Source organism: Neotamlana sargassicola (assembly GCF_020523965.1).
Taxonomy (GTDB): Bacteria; Bacteroidota; Bacteroidia; order Flavobacteriales; family Flavobacteriaceae; genus Neotamlana; species Neotamlana sargassicola.
In genome coordinates, this window is the sequence record NZ_JAJAPX010000003.1 from 140,056 (window position 1) to 158,728 (window position 18,673).

Genomic DNA, 18,673 nt, shown 5'->3' on the forward strand with positions numbered 1-18,673 from the left:
CTTAATATTAAAAAAAATGAAAAAACAATTAATTTTTGCTTTAGCCTTATCAATGAGTGCCTTTTCATTTGCACAGAAAAAAGAATTGAAGGCAGCAGAAAAAGCAATTAAAAGTGCTAATTTCTCTGAAGCTAAATCGGCTTTAAGTGCTGTTGAACCTATGATTGGCTCTTTAGATGAAAAATTAAAGTCAAAGTATTACTTATTAAAAGCTCAAGCGTTATACTCTAACGGTAGTGCAAATGCAGCGGATATAGACAGCGCTATTGAAAATCTTGATAAGGTTGGTTCGGTTAATGCTCCAGCGGCATCTGAATTAAAATCTTCTATGGTAAGTGAGTTTCTTAAAAAAGGTAACGAAGCTTATGAAGGTCAGGACTTTAAAACAGCGTCTTCAAACTTCGAGAGAGCTTATAATTTAAAACAAACCGATACCGTATTTTTGTATTATGCGGCTGCTACAGCAATAAATGTGCAAGATTACGACAGAGCGTTAGGTTTATATGAAAAGCTTAAAAATTTAGGGTATACAGGTATTTCAACGCAGTATTACGCGACTAATGTAGAAACTGGAGAAGAGGAAATTTTAGGAGATAAAAACACTCAAAATTTATATGTAAAAGCTAAAAGTCATATAAACCCAGGTGAGCGTAAAACTGAATCAAAATATCCAGAAATTGTAAAAAACATAGCTTTAATTTATGTTTCTAATGGTGATAATGAAAAGGCTTTAGAGGCTATGGCCGAAGCCAGAGCTAAAAATCCAGAGGATATTAATTTACTTTTAAACGAGGCGAACATTTATTATAAAATGGGAGAGACTACAAAGTTTAAAGATTTACTTGAAGAAGCTACTTCTTTAGATCCAAACAACCCAGAATTACGTTATAATTTAGGCGTAATTGCAACAGAATCTGGCGATTTAGAAGAAGCTAAAAAGCAATACGAAAAAGCAGTAGAATTAAATCCTAAATATGTAAATGCATATATTAACTTATCGGCTTTAGTTCTAGAGCAAGAAGCGCCATTAGTAGAAGAAATGAATGGTTTAGGAACCTCGTCTGCAGATGATAGACGTTATGAAGAATTGCGTTTAAAAAGACAAGCTATTTATCATGAAGCGGTACCATATTTATCTAAAGCTTTAGAGCTTGATGAGTCTAACATAAATGCGGCTAAAACCTTAATGAATATTTATAGTATTTTAGGAGAAACTGATAAGTATAAAGAGTTAAAAACTAAAGTTGAAACTCTTGAAGCTGGACAATAATGTACTAGTTATACAGTATATAAATAAAAAAGCCACTTATTGAAAGTGGCTTTTTTTGTGTTTTAATTTATAGTTCCAGGTTAAGAAATAATAGGTCGTAAATCTACTTCCACATTCATTTTATTGCGACCAGTACTATAAATTACGCCTTTTAAAGGAGGCACATCATAATAATCTCGACCATGAGCAACAACTATGTGTTGGTTTTTAGGCATTTGGTCGTTTGTGGGGTCAAAATCTACCCAGCCAAAATTAGGAATATAAACAGAAAACCAAGCATGAGAAGCATCGCTACCAATTAGTTTTTCTTTACCTGGTGGCGGTAATGTTTCTATATAGCCACTAACATATCTTGCAGGTAAGCCCACAGATCTTACACAAGCAATAGCAATTTGAGCAAAATCTTGACAAACACCTTTTTTCTTTTTAATTACATCTTGTATTGGAGTGGCTACGTTAGTTGCTGTTGTATTAAACTCAAAATCTGTGAAAATACGATGCATTAGTTCGTATGTTGCTTCAAAAACAGATCTATTAGGTTTAAACGAAACCTCTGCATAAGCTTTAATTTCTGGAGTTATTTTTGCAATTAAAATAGATTCTAAAATAAATTGTTTTACTGAAATTAATTCTGGTGTTGTCTGCTTAAAATAGCTTAAACAATCTGTTAGCGTAATTCCTTTTGCAGGAATATTTTCATCTATATTAGGTGCAGCAGTATAATCTCTTAATATTTTACTTGTGGCTGTAACTTTTAATTCTTTATGGTGTTTTTGAATTGAAAATCGCGTAATGTTATTTCCAAAAAAATCTAACTTATTACTAATTTCTGCGGGTGTAGGCGAAATTTCTAAACTATAATCTAATAATGTTTGTCCTAAAAAGTTTTTAGGTTTAAGTGTAGCCAAATTGTGGCAAAATGTAACACCATATTCGTAATTATAACTTGTAATATGTGATAATTGATATGTAGTCATTATTATTAATTATGGTAACGGAAAACTTTGTGTAACTAACTGCGTTTGTTGATAAGCGTGATTAAAATAGGTGTCGGAAATAGCAAGTGAAGTTTCGTGTAATAAATCACTAAGTTCTGCTAAAACAGCATCTAAATTCTCCCGAACAGATTCAGTATCATCTAATTCAATTAAACTTTTAACATTTAAATTTTTAACAATATTATAGGCCTTATTAATTGTTTCTTTACAAGGTGTTGTTGTTTCCAGTTCGTTGTTTGGCAACCTATCTAAATCTTTTTTAATTCTTTTTATTTGGTAAGTTAACGACTTAGCATATTCTTTATCTAGTATAACTAAATTTATTACATTTTCTATGCTTAAATACGAGCGGTAACTGTAACGGTATATGTTTAAACTTTCGTGGCTAGATAAAAAAGATTCTAATATTTCGTATTGTAAAAGCTCATCATAATTAGGTACTAATAATGAACGACATTTTGCTACATGCATCATGGCTTGTTCGGTTTGTAAGCCTATAAAATAGAGTAGTAGCCCCTGGTTTACTAATATGCTTTCTTCAATTAACCCCATAAAAGCAATTAAACGGGTAATTACTCTATCTAACAATTTGGTTAACGATATTATTGAGTAATTTTTTTCTTCTTTAAATTTTGCCCAAAGTTTTTTTATACTGTCGAACACTCTCCACATATCTTTAGACCATAAGCTTCTTAAAGAGTAGTATGAATTATTAAAGCTCGACATGGTTTGTGCAAAACTTCCAATTCTAGTTTCGTCTATAACTAAAGAAGCCAGTTCTTTTAATGGGTTTTTAAGTTTTTCTTCTGAATTGTCTCCAGAAAACCCAGGAAATGTAGAGGTTATATTAGTTACAGATTTGTATAGTAGTATTAAGCTTTCAGAATCTGTTGCTGAAGCATCATAATGCTGTTGATTCATTCGATTCAAAACCATACGCAAATACCTGGCAGTAACTAAAGCTCTGCCTAAATAGCGCCCAGACCAAAATAAGTTTTCGGCTGTATTACTAGGTAAATTATTAATATCTGCAATATCAATTCTACAAGAATTATCCCAAGAATAACTTTGGTAGTTTGTTTCTTGCTTATCTGTAACTACCCAAAAGTCCTTACTTATTCCGCCGCGTCTGTTCGATACAAATAAAGTTTCTCGTTCTGCAGCAACTCTTACCAAGCCACCAGGCATCACTTTATATTTGTTTTTGTTTGCTATAGAAAAAATGCGACACATTACTTTACGAGGCTCTAATGCTCCGTTAATGAAATTGGGAGCTGTAGAAAACGAAATTTTTGCTTGTGCTACAAATTTATAGGGCGCTGCTAAAATTTCTTCTCGCAGTTTTGTTAACTCTTTTTCGTTTAAAAACTCGCAAAAGAAAATATTTTCTCGGTTCGATCGGTCAATGCGTTTTACAACAAGTTCGTTTAAATTGCTTAATACATAATTAAGTTCTTTTTTTTGCCCACACCACCAAGAAGCAATTTGGGGCAAAATTAAGTCTTCATCAAAAAAGTAGTTACAAATTTGATTCATAAAAGGAATCAGACCTGAGTTTTCTATAACACCGCTTCCTATAGGGTTTACTATAGCAACTTGTTTGTTTCTAATAATATCTAATAAACCAGCTACTCCTAAATATGAATCTTCTCTTAATTCTAATGGATCTAGAAAAACATCATCAACACGTTTTAAAATAACATCTATTTGCCTTAATTCTTTTAAGGTTTTCATCCAAAGTTTACCATTTCTAACTACTAAATCATTTCCTGTAACCAATGGATAACCTAGAAAAGATGCCATATAAGCATGTTCAAAATAGGTTTCGTTTAAAGGGCCTGGTGTTAAAATAACAATATTAGGATTGGCTTTGTTTTGTGGAGCACAGTTAATTAGCATTTGGTTAAATTCGTAAAAGAATTTAGACGATTGCTTAACATTGATGTTTTTAAAAGCTTCAGGAAAAATGCGACTAAGTGAGTAGCGGTTTTCTAGAGCGTAACCCATCCCAGATGGGGCTTGAGTTCTATCGTTTACAACCCACATACGGCCATCTGGCCCTCTAGAAACATCGGTAGCGTGTATTAGCAAATGTTTTTCGGTGTTATAAAACACTTTATCGCATTGCCTTAAAAATCCCCTATGTGCATAAACTATTTCTTGTGGTAAAATACCATTTTTTATTAGTTCTTGCTCACCATAAATATCTTTTAAAATTAAGTTTAAAAGCTCCGATCTTTGGGTTATCCCTTTTTCTATATTTGTCCATTCGGTTTCATGTATTAAAAAGGGCACCACATTTAAATCCCAAGCGCGCTGAATTCCTTTTGGGTCGTTATAAACGTTATAAGTAACACCATTTTCTTCCATTAGCCAATTAATCTCCTTTTGCTTGTTTGAAAGGTTTTTAAAACCAATTTCAGATAAGTTAGCGAGTAATTTTTGCCAATTAGAATTAATGGACATATTAGATTTTAAAACTTCGTCATAACTCCTAAAATCTGAAAAATAATTTTGAAATAAAGTGCTATTAGGGTTGGTTGGCATTATTTATTTTCTTCTTAAATCTAAAGTATTAGGAAATTCTGAATTGAACTCAATTTCTCTAATGTTGAAATTATTTTTGGATGTTGAATTGTTTTGAAATTTTTCAATTTCTTTTTGGTCTACAACATACCTTTTGGGTTTAAAAACTTCGCCTTGAGCTTGCCCAATTTCCCAAAAACGATTGATACGTCTTGATTCTGCTTCGTAACTGTTTACAGGATAAGTGTCGTACGAACGTCCACCAGGATGCGAAACAAAATAAGTAAAGCCTCCTAAAGACTGGTTGTTCCATGTGTCTACAACATCAAAAACAAGTGGTGTATCTACGCCAATTGTTGGGTGAAGTGCAGAATAAGGATTCCAAGCTTTATACCTAATTCCTGAAACGTATTCGCCTTTTATTTTGGTTTTTTTCAAAGGTATTTTAATACCGTTGCAAGTTACGTTATATCTTTCACTTATAAAATTAGATACTTTTATTTGTACACGCTCTGTTGAAGAGTCTACGTAACGCGATGTACCTGCACCACTCATTTCTTCACCTAAAACATGCCAAGGCTCTATTGCTGCTCGAAGCTCTAAATGAATGTCTCCAACTGTTTTTAAGCCAAGTAACGGGAAGCGGAACTCAAAAAACGGATTAAACCATTCGGTTTTAAATTCATATCCTGCTTGGTTTAATTGTTCAACAATGGTATTTATATCGTCTCGAACAAAATGTTCAATTAAAAACTTATCGTGTAATTCTGTGCCCCAACGAATTAATTTATGTTCGTATGGTTTTTTCCAGAACCATGCAACAAGGGTTCTTACTAATAAGTTCTGCATTAAACTCATTTGGGCGTGCGGAGGCATATCGAAAGCGCGAAGTTCCAATATTCCTAATCTACCAGATGAAGAGTCGGGTGAGTATAATTTGTCTATACAAAACTCGGCACGGTGTGTGTTTCCGGTTAAGTCGGTTAGTAAATGACGAAAAAGTCTGTCGGTTAACCAAAATGGAACATCGCCATCTTTTGGAATGTTTTCGAACGCTATTTCTAGTTCGTATAAGTTCTCTAAACGGCCTTCATCTACACGAGGTGCTTGACTGGTAGGACCAATAAAAGCGCCAGAAAATAAATATGATAAACCTGGATGATGCTGCCAAAACGTTAGTAAACTACGCAATAAACTTGGTTTACGAAGTAAAGGACTATCTGCCGGCGACACACCTCCTAAAGTAACATGATTTCCGCCACCTGTTCCGGTGTGTTTACCATCCACCATATATTTTATCGTGCCTAAACGCGATTGTTTTGCGTTTTCGTAAAGTTTTAAAGTGGTGTTAGCAAGTTCGCTCCAATTTTTAGCTGGGTGTACATTTACCTCAATAACTCCAGGGTCTGGGGTTATTTTTAAGGATTCCAATCGGTTGTCTTTTGGTGCGCTGTAGCCCTCTAAAATTACAGGAATTTTAAGTTCGGCCGAAGTTGCTTCAATTGAAGCGATAAGATTTAAAAATACTTCAGCAGATTCTGTTGGAGGTAAAAATAAGTGTAATTTGCCGTCTCTTATTTCAGCACAAAGCGCTGTTCTAATAAAAAATTCGTTATCGTATTGTTTTAATTGATTTTTTAAAAATTTATCACGACGAATTAATACCGATGAAAAATATTGTGGTAATTCTTTTTGTTTAGAAAACTGATCTGGAATTAAAACAGGGAATTCTTGCTGATTGGCTTTTCTAATTAAAGAATCTAAAGGTAATCTTAAACCAATAGGTGAATTTCCTGGTATTAAGAATAAATGATTTCTTCTAAAGGTCCATTCGCAGGTAAACCATTTATCTTTATAATTGTTAATTGGCACAACATAACCTACTGGTTTTGATGTTCCATCTTTTAAAAGTTTTTGTAGTTTATCTTTAACCAACATATTACCATTTTCCTTTGTAGGATCGATGTCTATTGGCATTTTACCTTCTTCCCACATAAAATAGAAACTATCTTCATAAGTTGGAAGAATTGTGTTTTTAGTAATGCCTAAGTATGTGGTTAGGGTTTCTAAAAATAATTTGTCGGCATGTTCAGGTAATTGGTTGTTTTCGGCAAAAACAGAAAATAGCGCTTTATTTCTATTTCGCCACATAGATTTACCGTCTTTACGCCAACATAATTCAATGCTCCATCTGGGTATAGGTTCTCCTGGATACCATTTGCCTTGAGCTTGATGTACAATACCGTTACTACTAAATTCGTCGTAAAGTTTGTTGGCTAATTTTTTTGCTAATTCTCGTTTGTGTGGTCCGTCTGCTTCGGTGTTCCATTGGGCAGATTCCATATCGTCAATAGATATAAAAGTTGGTTCGCCACCCATGGTTAACCTTACATCTCCTTTTTCTAATTCTTTATCTACTTTAAAACCTAACTCGTAAATGGCTTTCCATTGGTCGTCGGTATAAGGTTTTGTAACTCGCGGCGATTCAAAAATACGTTTCACCGAATTTTCAAATTCAAATTCGGTTTCACAAACATCTGTCATTCCTGTTACGGGAGCAGCGCTTTCAAACGAAGGTGTACAAGCTAAAGGTATATGGCCTTCGCCGGCTAAAAGCCCTGAAGTAGAATCGAAGCCAATCCAACCAGCTCCAGGAACATAAACTTCTGTCCAGGCGTGTAGGTCTGTAAAATCTTGTTCTGGGCCAGAAGGACCATCAAGTGATTTTTCATCTGGCGCGAGCTGAACGATGTAACCAGAAACAAATCGGGCTCCAAAACCTAAATGGCGAAGCGCTTGAACAAACAACCAAGCATAATCTCTACAAGAGCCACTTTTTTTTGTTAATGTTTCTTCACAGCTTTGAACACCAGGATCTAGCCTAATGTTATATTTTAGGTATTCATAAATCTTTTTATTTAGGTCTATTAAAAAATAAATTGTTTTACGAGGTGAAGTATCAACAGTTTTTAAAAAATCTTTAAGTAACTCACCTTTTTCTGTAACTTCTAAATAAGGCAGTAATTCTTTTTTTGTGGTTTCAGCGTATTCAAAAGGGTATTCTTCGGCATAGTCTTCAACAAAAAAATCAAACGGATTAATAGTTTTTAAATCAGCAATTATTTCTACATCAACCGAAAGCTCTTTGGTTTTTTCAGGAAATGTTAATCGGGCTAAATAATTTCCAAAAGGATCTTGTTGCCAATTAAAAAAATGCTTTTCTGGCTTTATTTTAATGGAATAAGACTCTATTGGAGTTCTGCTGTGTGGTGCAGGTCGTAGTCGAAAAACATGAGGAGATAGAGAAACCGAACGGTCGTATTTGTAAACAGTTTTATGTGAAATAACAACTTTTAACGCCATAGAAATAAGTTTTGTTAATTAACTACAAATTAAACATTTTTAAGCACGAAGCCGACGAATCTAACTTTAAATAAACTTAAAATTAAATTATTATTAAAATGGTATTTTTAAACTGTAAATTTTGATAAATTGATAAATCTATCTGTTGAATCTTCCTGAAATATTACCTTCTAAAATAGCGGTTACTTCATCTACGGTAGCATAATTAACATCGCCTTCGTAGGTATGTTTTAAAGCACAAGCTGCACTGGCGAATTCCATGGCTTTACCATCATTATATTTTTGTAAGCCATAAATTAATCCAGCAGCAAAAGCATCACCTGTTCCAATTCTATCAATAATATGTGTAATATCTAAATCTGTAGTTTCATGAAATTCTATACCATTCCACATTCTGGCTCTAATTTTATGCCATGAAGCATTTATTGCGGTTCTAATTTTATCGAAAACTTTTTCAATGTTTGGGAATTTTTCCATTAAAAGTTTACTAGCTTCAATAAACTCATCGTTAGAGTAGCCATATTTAGTACCTAAAATTTCGTTTATTTCATTAATTCCTCCAATAAAAATTGTTGAATATGATACGAGGTCGGTTAATACTTCTTTTGGTTCTTTACCATATTTCCATAGGCCACTGCGGTAAGTAGGATCTGTAGAAACAGGTATCCCTAATTTTTTAGCTATTACTAAACCTGCTTTTAAAGTATCGTAGGCACCTTGCGATAGTGCAGGCGTTATACCTGTCCAGTGAAACCATTTTGCTTTGGGTAATAACTTTTCCCAATCAACCATATCAGGTTTTATTTCAGAAAAGGAAGAGTGCGACCTGTTGTATGAAATAGAGCTAGGACGCATCACAGCACCTACCTCTAAAAAGTAAACACCTAACGGTCTTGGAGATCGAACTATTGCCGATGTACTAACACCAAATTTTTGAATGTATGATAGAGCAGTATCTCCAACAAAATCATTAGAAACACAACTAATATGTTTAACAGGTTCACCAAAATTAGCGATAGAAAGACCAACATTTACTTCGGTACCGCCAAAATAAAATTCTAATAAATTCGCTTGCTTAAATTTTTTGTTTCCCTCAGGAGATAACCTCATTAATACCTCTCCAAAAGTGATTATTTTTTTCATGTGTTAGTCGTTTTATACTAAGTTAAAACTTATTTTGAATAAATTTTGTTTTCTTGTTCGTTAACTCTAATAAAAGTTGTTCGTTTAGTTAATTCTTTAAGTCTAGAAGCCCCAACATAGGTGCAGGTGCTTCTAATGCCTCCTAAAATATCTTGCAAAGTATGTTCTACGGCACCTTTATAAAGTACTTCTACTGTTTTGCCTTCGCTAGCTCTATATTCGGCAACACCACCAACGTGTTTTTCCATGGCAGTTGAAGAGCTCATGCCATAAAACTGTTTATATGTTTTTCCGTTTTTCTCTATTATTTTTCCACCGCTTTCATCATGTCCTGCAAGCATACCTCCAAGCATAACAAAATCTGCGCCCGCACCAAATGCTTTTGCAATGTCACCAGGAGTTGTACAACCGCCATCGCTAATTATTTGTCCGCCCAAGCCATGTGCAGCATCGGCACATTCAATAATTGCAGATAATTGCGGATATCCAACACCTGTTTTTACACGAGTGGTGCAAACCGATCCTGGACCAATACCAACTTTTATTATATCTGCACCGCAAAGTAATAGTTCTTCTACCATTTCGCCAGTAACCACATTGCCAGCAATAATTACTTTTTCTGGGTAAAGTTCACGAGTTTGTTTTACAAAGTTTGCAAAATGCTCGGAGTAACCATTAGCAACATCAATACAAATAAATTTAATATTAGGGTTTTGTTGAATAATTTTAGAAAGTTTTTCGGAATCACTTTCACCAATTCCTGTACTAACCGCAATAAAATCGCTCGTTTCATTGGTTAAGGTAGATGCAAAATTGCGCCAATCGTTTAGGTTATAATGTTTATGAATGGCGGTAAATAGCTTTTTTTCAGATAGAGCTTTTGCCATTTCAAAAGTGCCAACAGTATCCATGTTTGCTGCAATTATAGGAATACCTGTCCATGTTTCTGGGCTATGTAAAAACTTAAACTGGCGTTCTAAACTTACTTCCGATCGGCTTTTTAAAGTAGACCTTTTAGGACGAAACATAACATCTTTAAAGCCTAATTTTATATCGTATTCTATGCGCATAAAAATGATTGAAAATCTAATTTGAAGATTATGAAATTTGAAAAATCTGGCTTAAAAATAATCAAATTAAACCAATACTTTTGATAATTATAAATTTTATGGATAAGTTTGTTTAAATGTGAATTTTAATGGGGTTTTCTTCAAAATTTAATAGAAACAAGCGGACTTTGTCGTATTTTGTTTTATTTTCTATAGTGGTAATTTTCGCTATAGCCTATTGTTATTTAGAGCAAATACTTAATGTTGAAACTACGGCAGTAATGCTTTTTGTGCTCGCTGTAACTCAAGTTTTTGTGCTTCAGTTTTTTTTAAAAAATCAGCTTAAAAGTAATATCATAACTAAAAGTCAGAAATTAAGAATTCAAGAGTTACACAAGAATTTAGATAAATCGGACCAAATTTTTCAAGACAAATCAATAAATCTTATAAACATGAGTTATGAGGTTAGAACGCCTTTAAATACTATTTTGGGAATGTTGAAAATGTTGTCTGAATCTGATTTAGATGAAGACCAATTACTCAAGGTTGAAATTGCCGAATACTCATCAAAACATTTACTGCAGTTTTTTAATTTGGTTGTTAGCAACGAGGAAATAAAAAAGAACGAGTTTGAACTTAATAAAAAAGCAGTTGACTTAAAAGCAGATTTACTAAACCTATTTAAAGTTTTTGAATACCAAGCCTGGGAGCATGATTTGGATTTTGAATACGAATTTTTGTCTGAAGAAAAGAATGACAGATTCTTGGTTATTGCCGATTCGGAGCGCATTCAATTAATATTAATTAACTTAATTAATAATGCCATTAAATTTACCGATTCTGGTAAAATTTCTATTATTGTCGATCAAACCATTGAAATTAATGACGAGCAAATTATTAGCTTTTATATAAAGGACACTGGTATTGGTATGAAACCAGAAGAAATTAAGTACTTTCTGGGAAATACCAAGAATAAGCAAATTAACAACGAGTTTATTAATGAATATCGAGGTTGGGGCGTAGGCTTATCTATTTCGTACCATTTGGTTGAAAATATGGGCGGGGAATTAAAGTTGGAAAGTAAAGAAAACGAAGGAACTACTTTTTACTTTAGTTTACAGCTTAAAAAGACTTTAAATATAAAAACTGAAATAGAACAAGTAGACTCTTTAGCCATTAGTTTAAATAAAATAAAAGTTTTGGTGGCAGAAGATAACCGTATGAACCAAAAGGTTATTCAGTTTTTGCTTGAAAAGCACGGGGCACAATGTACTTTTGCTAAAAATGGCCTTGAGGCAATAGATTTGTACAAGGTTTTAAATTTTGATATGATTTTTATGGATATTTACATGCCAGATATGGATGGTTATGAAGCTACCAAAAGAATTAAAGCAACTAAAAAATATGCCCAAAATAACACACCTATAATAGCTGTTTCTGCAAGTGCTTTTGAAGAAGATATAACAAAGGCTAAAGAAGCTGGGATAAATGAGTTTTTGGCAAAACCAATTGATGTAGAGAGGCTTAAAAAATTACTTCACGAATATTCTAGTGCAGGTGTGGCGTAAGTTAAAGCACCGCTATCATACTTATTTCAACGTTAACGTTTTTAGGTAATTTTGCTACTTGTACGGTTTCTCTTGCTGGAGCAGTTGTTTCATTAAAAAAGCTTCCGTAAACTTCGTTTATTTCTGCGAAATTATTCATATCATTTATAAATATAGACGATTTAACTACATTCTCAAAAGTGAGATCTGCAGCTTTTAAAATAGCGTCTAAATTTTCCATTACCTGCTTAGTTTCCGTTTTAATATCGTTTAAAACTAAATCGCCAGTGGTTGGGTTAAATGCAATTTGACCCGAGATATATAAGGTGTTGTTCGCTAAAACAGCTTGATTGTATGGGCCAATAGGTGCCGGAGCCTGTGTTGTAGTAATTATTTTTTTCATAAGTTGATATAGATTATAATGATCGGTCTGGTTGACGGCGTTTTTCGTATTTTAAATCGGATAACAAGCTTGATTTAATTCCGATAAAAAAGTTCCATGAGGCATTGGCACTAAATGGAATCCAGCTAAAATTCATTCGCCAACTCATGAGTTCACGCTCAAAACGTAGCTGAGTATAGGTAAAACCTGCATTTTTTAAATCGTAACCAGATGAGGCTCCGATAGACCAGTTTTCGGTAAGTTCTACATCGCCAGAAAACATTAATGAATGCGATGATATTTCGTTTTGTCTGGCAGAGTTAGAATAATTTACCGCATAAGCTAATCTTAAATTCCAAGGGATTTTAAAATTATAAAACGCTTTCGGGACATCATCCTCTTTTTGCTTTTTTTCTTGAATTTGGTCGTTGGCAAAATCTTGAGGTACACCAAATAAATCGTCATCTCGACCTCCGCTTTGTATATTTTCGTTTATACCACGCTGTTTATCTTCATCGTTCTTTTTGTCGCCCGATTTACTGGATATAGACCAACTTGCGGTTAAATTTGCACTAGTAAGTCTAAATAAGCTTCCGCCGTTATCAATGTTAAACTTATCAATTTTAGTGTTATTGTTATCAAGCGCATAAGGATCTAGAGTGGCGCCGAAGTTTACGCTCATTTTATTGTTAAAAAACTGTGTTCCTCCAGTCATTCTTAGTGCACTCCATTGCAAGGAATCTCCAGCAAAGTTATAAGCCGTAGAAAAGTTTAGGTTATTAAGTAGTTTAACCGTTTTTGGTTCGGTTGCGGTACTATCTTTATCTCTAACTTTAGCTTCAAAGTTGTTGGCTAAAGAAATACCCATAGAACTAGAAAAGGTTTGATTTGGTGTTCCAAAAATACTTTGCTCAAATCGTGTATACTCAACATCGCTTGTTGTTAAACCATCGGCGCTAACCACTTCGTATGTGTCGTAATATTGATCGAATGCAGGATTTATACTATAACTAATAGATGGCCGCATAACATGCCTTATTTTTTGAAGTTTTGGAGTTTTGTCTTTCTTCTCAAAATTAAACATACCATAAATTGTAGTTCCTAAACTGGCGCTAAAGTTGTATGTTCTAAAGGCATCGAAACCATTTATTGTGTCTGTAATTACTTCACGATTAACTTCGTCGAATTGCTTTTCGATGGTTTTAAAGTTCCAAACCTCATTGTAATTAGCACTTGTGCTTACGCTAAAGTATTTAAATAATTTAAAGTTTGTACTTAACGGTATAGTATGCTGTACACCTAATTCTGCTTCTTCAAACATTTCCTTTTTAAAGAATAATGAATCTGTAGTGGTAATTTGGTTTTCTCCTCGAACGTTGTATTGTAAGTTTATATTTTGAATTAACCCTTTTTTAGTGCCTTCTTTTGGTGCTAATGGGTATATTCGGCCAACACTTGCTTGTAGCGTTGGTAGCGTCATGTTTATAACTTGAGTATTGGAGTTTTGAGAGTGTGTAGCGGCTAAACTATAACTTACTTCGGGCTCTCCTGAAAATGTTTTAGAATATGAAATTGAAGACGAAAGCGTATTATTTAAATATGATCCTGCATTTACTTGATTTATTGAGTTTTGATAGTAACGACTACTACCTAAGTTTACAGATGCCGAAAAACGGGAACTCGGACTTGCTTTTGAGTCTTGACTGTGCGACCAACGAATGTTATAAATTATGTTTCGAGAATAATCGGAGAAACCACGTTCGCTGTTTATTAAATTTTCGTAACGTAGGGCAAAATTACCTCTGTATTTATAGCGTTTATTATATGCATTTTCAATACGTAAACCATAACTACCGTTGGTGTAATAATCGCCCATTACAGCCAAATCTACATAGTCGTTTATGGCGAAATAGTAGCCTCCATTTTGTAAAAAGAATCCACGTGTATTATTTTCTCCAAATGTAGGGAAAATAACCCCAGATGTGTGGGTTTCGCTTTGAGGGAAAAAACCAAAGGGCAGACCTAACGGAGTTGGCACGTCGTAAATAAACAAATTGGCAAAACCAGTTACAATTTTTTTACCAGGTACAATTTTAGCTTTTCTAAGTTTTATATAGTATTCTGGGTCTTCTAAGTTATCGGATGTTGTGTATTTTGCATTTTTTAAAAAATAAACAGAATCGTTTTCTTTTTTAGTAATATTAGCAATAACAGTTCCTTCACCTTGAGCCGTTTTAGAATTGTAAATTAAGGCTTTTTTCGATTTTGTGTTAAATAAAATAGAATCTGGTTCTACTTCGTTATTCGATTGTTTAAAAACGGGTTTTTGCGTATAATTTCCAGTAGAATCAACAATACCCTTTGCATACACGGTATTGTTTACATGATCGATTATTATCATGCCCGCTTTAATATTCATATCGCCATAATCAATCGAAGCATTATTATATAAATACAGTTTGTGGTCTTTTTGGCTAAATCGCGTATAATCATCAGCATGGTAAACTACCTTATGCTCAAGCAATTCTTTTTTTGGTTTAACCGAGTCTATTATAGTAGAATCTTGTTCAATTTCTATATCCGTAAGCTCTAAAGTAGTAAGAGAGTCTGTTTCTTTCAACACTACCTCTTTTTCTGTGCGCTTAATGCTTGGGTTCTTTTTTGGGATGTCTTGTGCATAGCTTAACATGTTAATAAACATTGTAAAACTTAATGCAAAAAGTATTTTAATGTTGTTTGTACGCAACGCTTTTAAATGTATTTTTGTAAAAGTATGGCTCGGTTTTTGAATTGCCAAAATTACATATATTTTTCTGGGATTGATTTAATATTTAATTAAAAATTTTAATTAATAAAATTCCGTTTTTTTATAGAGTGCAAATATTAACTTTAATTCGTATTCTTTCAAAAAAAAGTATAAATTTTAATAAACCGTGTTATAAATAAATATTCATGGAACTATATAAAAAAAACAAAATTCATTTTTTAAAAACGTCGCGAGTATACCTTTTCGTATGCTTTATAATAGTATTAACATTTTCTTCATTTAAGGCACAAAGTAAAACTTATCAAAATAAAGAATTTGTTGTGGTTCTTGATGCAGGTCATGGCGGCAAGGATTCTGGTAATACTGGAAGCGGTTATAAAGAAAAGGATATTGCTTTAAAAGTGGTTTTACAAGTAGGTAAGGTATTAGAGAAAAACCCTAATATTAAAGTGATATATACACGAAAAACCGATAAGTTTATAGATCTTTTTGTGCGTGGTAAAATAGCAAATAAGGCAAATGCCGATTTGTTCGTGTCGGTGCATTGTAATGCGCACAAGCCAGGATCTACTGCTCACGGTACCGAAACTTTTGTTTTAGGAACGCATAGAAACGAAACCAATTTTAATGTTGCTAAAAACGAAAATTCCGTAATTTTTATGGAAGACGATTACGAAAAAAACTATAACGGGTTCGATCCTAATTCTCCAGAATCTGTTATGAGTATTCTTTTAAGTCAGGAAGAGTATTTAGACCAAAGTATTATGTTGGCAAGTGCTATTCAAAAAAAGTTTACTAATGACTTAAAACGTAAAAATAGAGGTGTAAAACAAGCCGGATTTATTGTATTGCATCAAACAGTAATGCCCAGTGTTTTAGTTGAATTAGGCTTTTTAACTTACAAACAAGAAGGTGCTTACCTAAATTCTTCTCGAGGGCAATTACAGATTTCTTCTGCTATTACCGATGCTATTTTAGATTATAAAAAGAAATTAGATGGCAATGTTGAAACTATTTTTGAAGATCATAGCACAGGTTCTCAAAATATTTCGGAAAATGGCGTTTCTTTTAAAATTCAAATTGCAGCAAGCTCTAATGCGCTGGAAACGAAACCTTATAATTTTAATGGTTTAAATAATATTTCCAGAATAAAGGAAGGTAACCTTTATAAATATTTTTATGGGCATACCACTAATTATGAGCAAACTAAAACCTTAGAAGAAGAAGCAAAGAAAAAAGGGTACAGGTCATGCTTCGTTGTGGCTTTTAAAGATGGTAAGAAAATAGAAATTGTAGATGCCTTAAAATCGCAGGCTAATTAATAATGTTTCTTTTTAAATTTGTTTTAAATTTGTTTAAAAACTATTATTTTGAAAATATCAAAAGAAATCAAAACAGGCGTTTTAGTTGTATTAGGAATTCTCCTTTTTATTTTTGGATTTAATTATTTGAAGGGACAAAACTTACTGGATTCTAACAATGTTTACTATACCGAGTTTAATTATAATGCTTTAACACCATCTTCTATTGTAACAGTAAAAGGAAATCCCGTTGGTAAAGTCAGTAAAATTGAGTACGATTTTAAAACTGGCAAAACTAGAGTTGCTTTTTTTGTAAACGAGCAGTTAGAATTTACTAAAAAAAGTAAAATTCGAATGTACGAAACTGGGCTTATGGGAGGTAATGGTTTAGCCATTATTATTAGTAAAGAAGGCGAATTGGCAAAACCAGGCGATGTACTTGAGTCGGAAGTTGAAGTAGGATTAGTTTCGAGTTTATCAAAAAACTTTTCTGGTTTAAGCAGCGATTTAGATCTTACACTAAAATCTGCCGATACACTAATGTCTAGCTTAAATAAGTTGGTTAAGGACGATAGCAATCAAGGATTAAAAGCGACAATTTATGAGCTTAATCAAACACTGAAGTCTTTTAAAGGAACCTCAAATTCTGTAAATAGTTTAATTGGAAAAAATGATGAATCTATTGAGGAATTATTAGCTAATTTCAAAGCTATGAGTGCCGAATTGTCTGTTGTTGTTTCCGAATTAAAAGAGGCAAATTTAGGCAATACCATTACAACCCTAAACAGTACATTAACAAACTTAAATGGTGTTTTAGAAAAGGTAAATAAAGGCGACGGAACCTTAGGTAAACTTTTAGAAGACGAAGGATTATACAATAATTTAGAAGGGGCAACAAAAGAATTAGAAGCATTACTTCAAGATATTAAGTTACATCCAAAACGTTATTTTAGGATTTTATCGAAAAAAGAAATACCTTACGAGGAACCAAATAACTAATAAACTAACTAAACTGAATGAAATTTATCCCTAATATCCTTTTTTTAATAGCATTAATTACGGGAATAGTTTTTTTTGCTAAAAATGTAAAAAAACTTATTCGTAATATTAAATTAGGTCAAGATGTCGATGTTAGCGGCAATAAGTCGCAACGTTGGAAAAACATGGCGATGATAGCCCTAGGACAAAGCAAAATGGTGCGCAGACCAGTAGCAGGTATTCTGCATATAATTGTTTATCTAGGCTTTATAATTATTAATATAGAAGTTTTAGAAATTATTATTGATGGTATATTTGGTACCCATCGTGTTTTTTCATTTCTAGGAAGTGTTTACGGTTTTTTAATTGGTAGCTTCGAAGTTTTGGCTGTTTTAGTAATAATATCAATTTTAGCTTTTTGGGCGCGCCGAAATATTATAAAAATAAAACGTTTTTGGAAAAGCGAAATGAAAGGCTGGCCAAAAAATGATGGAAATTACATTTTATATTTCGAGCTTGTTTTAATGAGCCTATTTTTGGTAATGAATGCCACCGATCTTCATTTTCAAACCATGAATTCGGGTAACGTAATCAGTCAATTTATTGCGCCTATATTTTCTGGTTTATCAGAAGGAGTGCTTCATATAATTGAGCGTAGTGCTTGGTGGTTGCATATTCTGGGTATTTTGGTGTTTTTAAACTATTTATATTACTCAAAACATTTACATATTTTATTAGCTTTCCCGAATACATTTTATGCAAAATTAACTCCTAACGGGCAATTTAATAACTTGGAAGCAGTTACAAATGAAGTAAAAATGATGATGGATCCTAACGCAGATCCCTTTGCAGCTCCGGCCGAAGGAGACGACGATGATGTACCTGCAAAATTTGGGGCTTCAGATGTTGCCGATTTAAACTGGGTACAACTTCTTAATGCTTATACCTGTACGGAATGTGGAAGGTGTACTAGCGAATGTCCGGCAAACTTAACAGGAAAGAAACTATCTCCGCGTAAAATAATGATGGACACGCGTGATCGCTTAGAAGAAGTTGGTAAAAATATCGATGCAAATAATGGTGAATTTAAGGATGATGGTAAACAGCTTTTAGACGATTACATAACTCGCGAAGAACTTTGGGCTTGTACAACTTGTAACGCCTGTGTCGAGGCTTGTCCGGTAAGTATTAATCCGCTGTCAATAATTTTAGATATGCGTCGTTATTTAGTTATGGAACAAAGTGCGGCTCCAACCGAGTTAAACAATATGATGACCAACATTGAAAATAACGGAGCCATGTGGCCATATAATCAAATGGACCGATTAAACTGGAAAGACGAATAATGT

General features: G+C 33.3%; 12 protein-coding genes. 5 read left to right on the forward strand and 7 right to left on the reverse strand.

Annotated elements, in window-relative coordinates; genetic code table 11:
* Positions 1–16: 16 nt before the first annotated feature.
* A complete protein-coding gene (locus tag LG651_RS08580; RefSeq protein WP_226695725.1) occupies positions 17–1,270 on the forward strand; it encodes a tetratricopeptide repeat protein in 1,254 nt (417 codons plus the stop codon).
* 80 nt (positions 1,271–1,350) lie between these two features.
* Here the strand turns inward: LG651_RS08580 and LG651_RS08585 are convergent, their stop codons facing one another.
* The 5 genes from LG651_RS08585 to LG651_RS08605 all read right to left on the reverse strand — a co-directional run bounded on the left by LG651_RS08585 (position 1,351) and on the right by LG651_RS08605 (position 10,370).
* Positions 1,351–2,247, reverse strand: coding sequence for a transglutaminase family protein (locus LG651_RS08585; RefSeq protein WP_226695726.1), 897 nt, complete (start codon positions 2,245–2,247; stop codon positions 1,351–1,353).
* Positions 2,248–2,256: 9 nt separating this feature from the next.
* Positions 2,257–4,815 carry a circularly permuted type 2 ATP-grasp protein gene (locus LG651_RS08590; RefSeq protein ID WP_226695727.1) on the reverse strand — a complete coding sequence of 853 codons (2,559 nt, stop codon included), beginning with the start codon at positions 4,813–4,815 and terminating at the stop codon, positions 2,257–2,259.
* Positions 4,816–4,818: 3 nt separating this feature from the next.
* On the reverse strand, positions 4,819–8,157 hold the full coding sequence (locus tag LG651_RS08595; protein ID WP_226695728.1) for a transglutaminase family protein: 3,339 nt from the start codon (positions 8,155–8,157) through the stop codon (positions 4,819–4,821).
* Between the two features lie 138 nt (positions 8,158–8,295).
* Positions 8,296–9,300: a sugar kinase gene (locus tag LG651_RS08600; RefSeq protein ID WP_226540206.1), complete on the reverse strand. Its 1,005-nt coding sequence runs from the start codon at positions 9,298–9,300 to the stop codon at positions 8,296–8,298.
* Between the two features lie 29 nt (positions 9,301–9,329).
* A complete protein-coding gene (locus LG651_RS08605; RefSeq protein ID WP_226695729.1) occupies positions 9,330–10,370 on the reverse strand; it encodes a GMP reductase in 1,041 nt (346 codons plus the stop codon).
* A 167-nt stretch (positions 10,371–10,537) separates the two neighbouring features.
* Here LG651_RS08605 and LG651_RS08610 point away from each other — a divergent pair, with 167 nt between their 5' ends.
* Entirely contained in the window at positions 10,538–11,917 is a 1,380-nt protein-coding gene (locus LG651_RS08610) for a response regulator (RefSeq protein WP_226695730.1), read from the forward strand.
* A 1-nt stretch (position 11,918) separates the two neighbouring features.
* On the opposite strand, the gene LG651_RS08615 is transcribed toward LG651_RS08610, so the two are convergent.
* Positions 11,919–12,299 (reverse strand): RidA family protein, encoded by a 381-nt coding sequence (locus tag LG651_RS08615; RefSeq protein ID WP_226695731.1) that lies wholly within the window; start codon positions 12,297–12,299, stop codon positions 11,919–11,921.
* A 13-nt stretch (positions 12,300–12,312) separates the two neighbouring features.
* On the reverse strand, positions 12,313–15,075 hold the full coding sequence (locus LG651_RS08620) for a putative LPS assembly protein LptD (RefSeq protein ID WP_226695732.1): 2,763 nt from the start codon (positions 15,073–15,075) through the stop codon (positions 12,313–12,315).
* A 155-nt stretch (positions 15,076–15,230) separates the two neighbouring features.
* On the opposite strand from LG651_RS08620, the gene LG651_RS08625 reads away from it, so the two are divergent.
* Genes LG651_RS08625 through LG651_RS08635 form a run of 3 tightly spaced genes read left to right on the forward strand, consistent with a single transcriptional unit; the run spans position 15,231 to position 18,670 of the window.
* The gene (locus tag LG651_RS08625) at positions 15,231–16,367 is read left to right on the forward strand and encodes an N-acetylmuramoyl-L-alanine amidase family protein (protein ID WP_226695733.1); all 1,137 of its coding nucleotides are present in this window, start codon (positions 15,231–15,233) and stop codon (positions 16,365–16,367) included.
* 48 nt (positions 16,368–16,415) lie between these two features.
* Entirely contained in the window at positions 16,416–17,345 is a 930-nt protein-coding gene (locus LG651_RS08630; protein ID WP_226695734.1) for an MlaD family protein, read from the forward strand.
* A gap of 17 nt (positions 17,346–17,362) precedes the next feature.
* Positions 17,363–18,670, forward strand: coding sequence for a (Fe-S)-binding protein (locus LG651_RS08635; protein WP_226695735.1), 1,308 nt, complete (start codon positions 17,363–17,365; stop codon positions 18,668–18,670).
* Positions 18,671–18,673 lie beyond the last annotated feature (3 nt).

Coding starts and splice junctions, on each gene's coding strand:
- LG651_RS08580 (WP_226695725.1), top strand. CDS start 17: ATGAAAAAACAATTAATTTTTGCTTTAGCCTTATCAATGAGTGCCTTT.
- LG651_RS08585 (WP_226695726.1), bottom strand. CDS start 2,247: ATGACTACATATCAATTATCACATATTACAAGTTATAATTACGAATAT.
- LG651_RS08590 (WP_226695727.1), bottom strand. CDS start 4,815: ATGCCAACCAACCCTAATAGCACTTTATTTCAAAATTATTTTTCAGAT.
- LG651_RS08595 (WP_226695728.1), bottom strand. CDS start 8,157: ATGGCGTTAAAAGTTGTTATTTCACATAAAACTGTTTACAAATACGAC.
- LG651_RS08600 (WP_226540206.1), bottom strand. CDS start 9,300: ATGAAAAAAATAATCACTTTTGGAGAGGTATTAATGAGGTTATCTCCT.
- LG651_RS08605 (WP_226695729.1), bottom strand. CDS start 10,370: ATGCGCATAGAATACGATATAAAATTAGGCTTTAAAGATGTTATGTTT.
- LG651_RS08615 (WP_226695731.1), bottom strand. CDS start 12,299: ATGAAAAAAATAATTACTACAACACAGGCTCCGGCACCTATTGGCCCA.
- LG651_RS08625 (WP_226695733.1), top strand. CDS start 15,231: ATGGAACTATATAAAAAAAACAAAATTCATTTTTTAAAAACGTCGCGA.
- LG651_RS08635 (WP_226695735.1), top strand. CDS start 17,363: ATGAAATTTATCCCTAATATCCTTTTTTTAATAGCATTAATTACGGGA.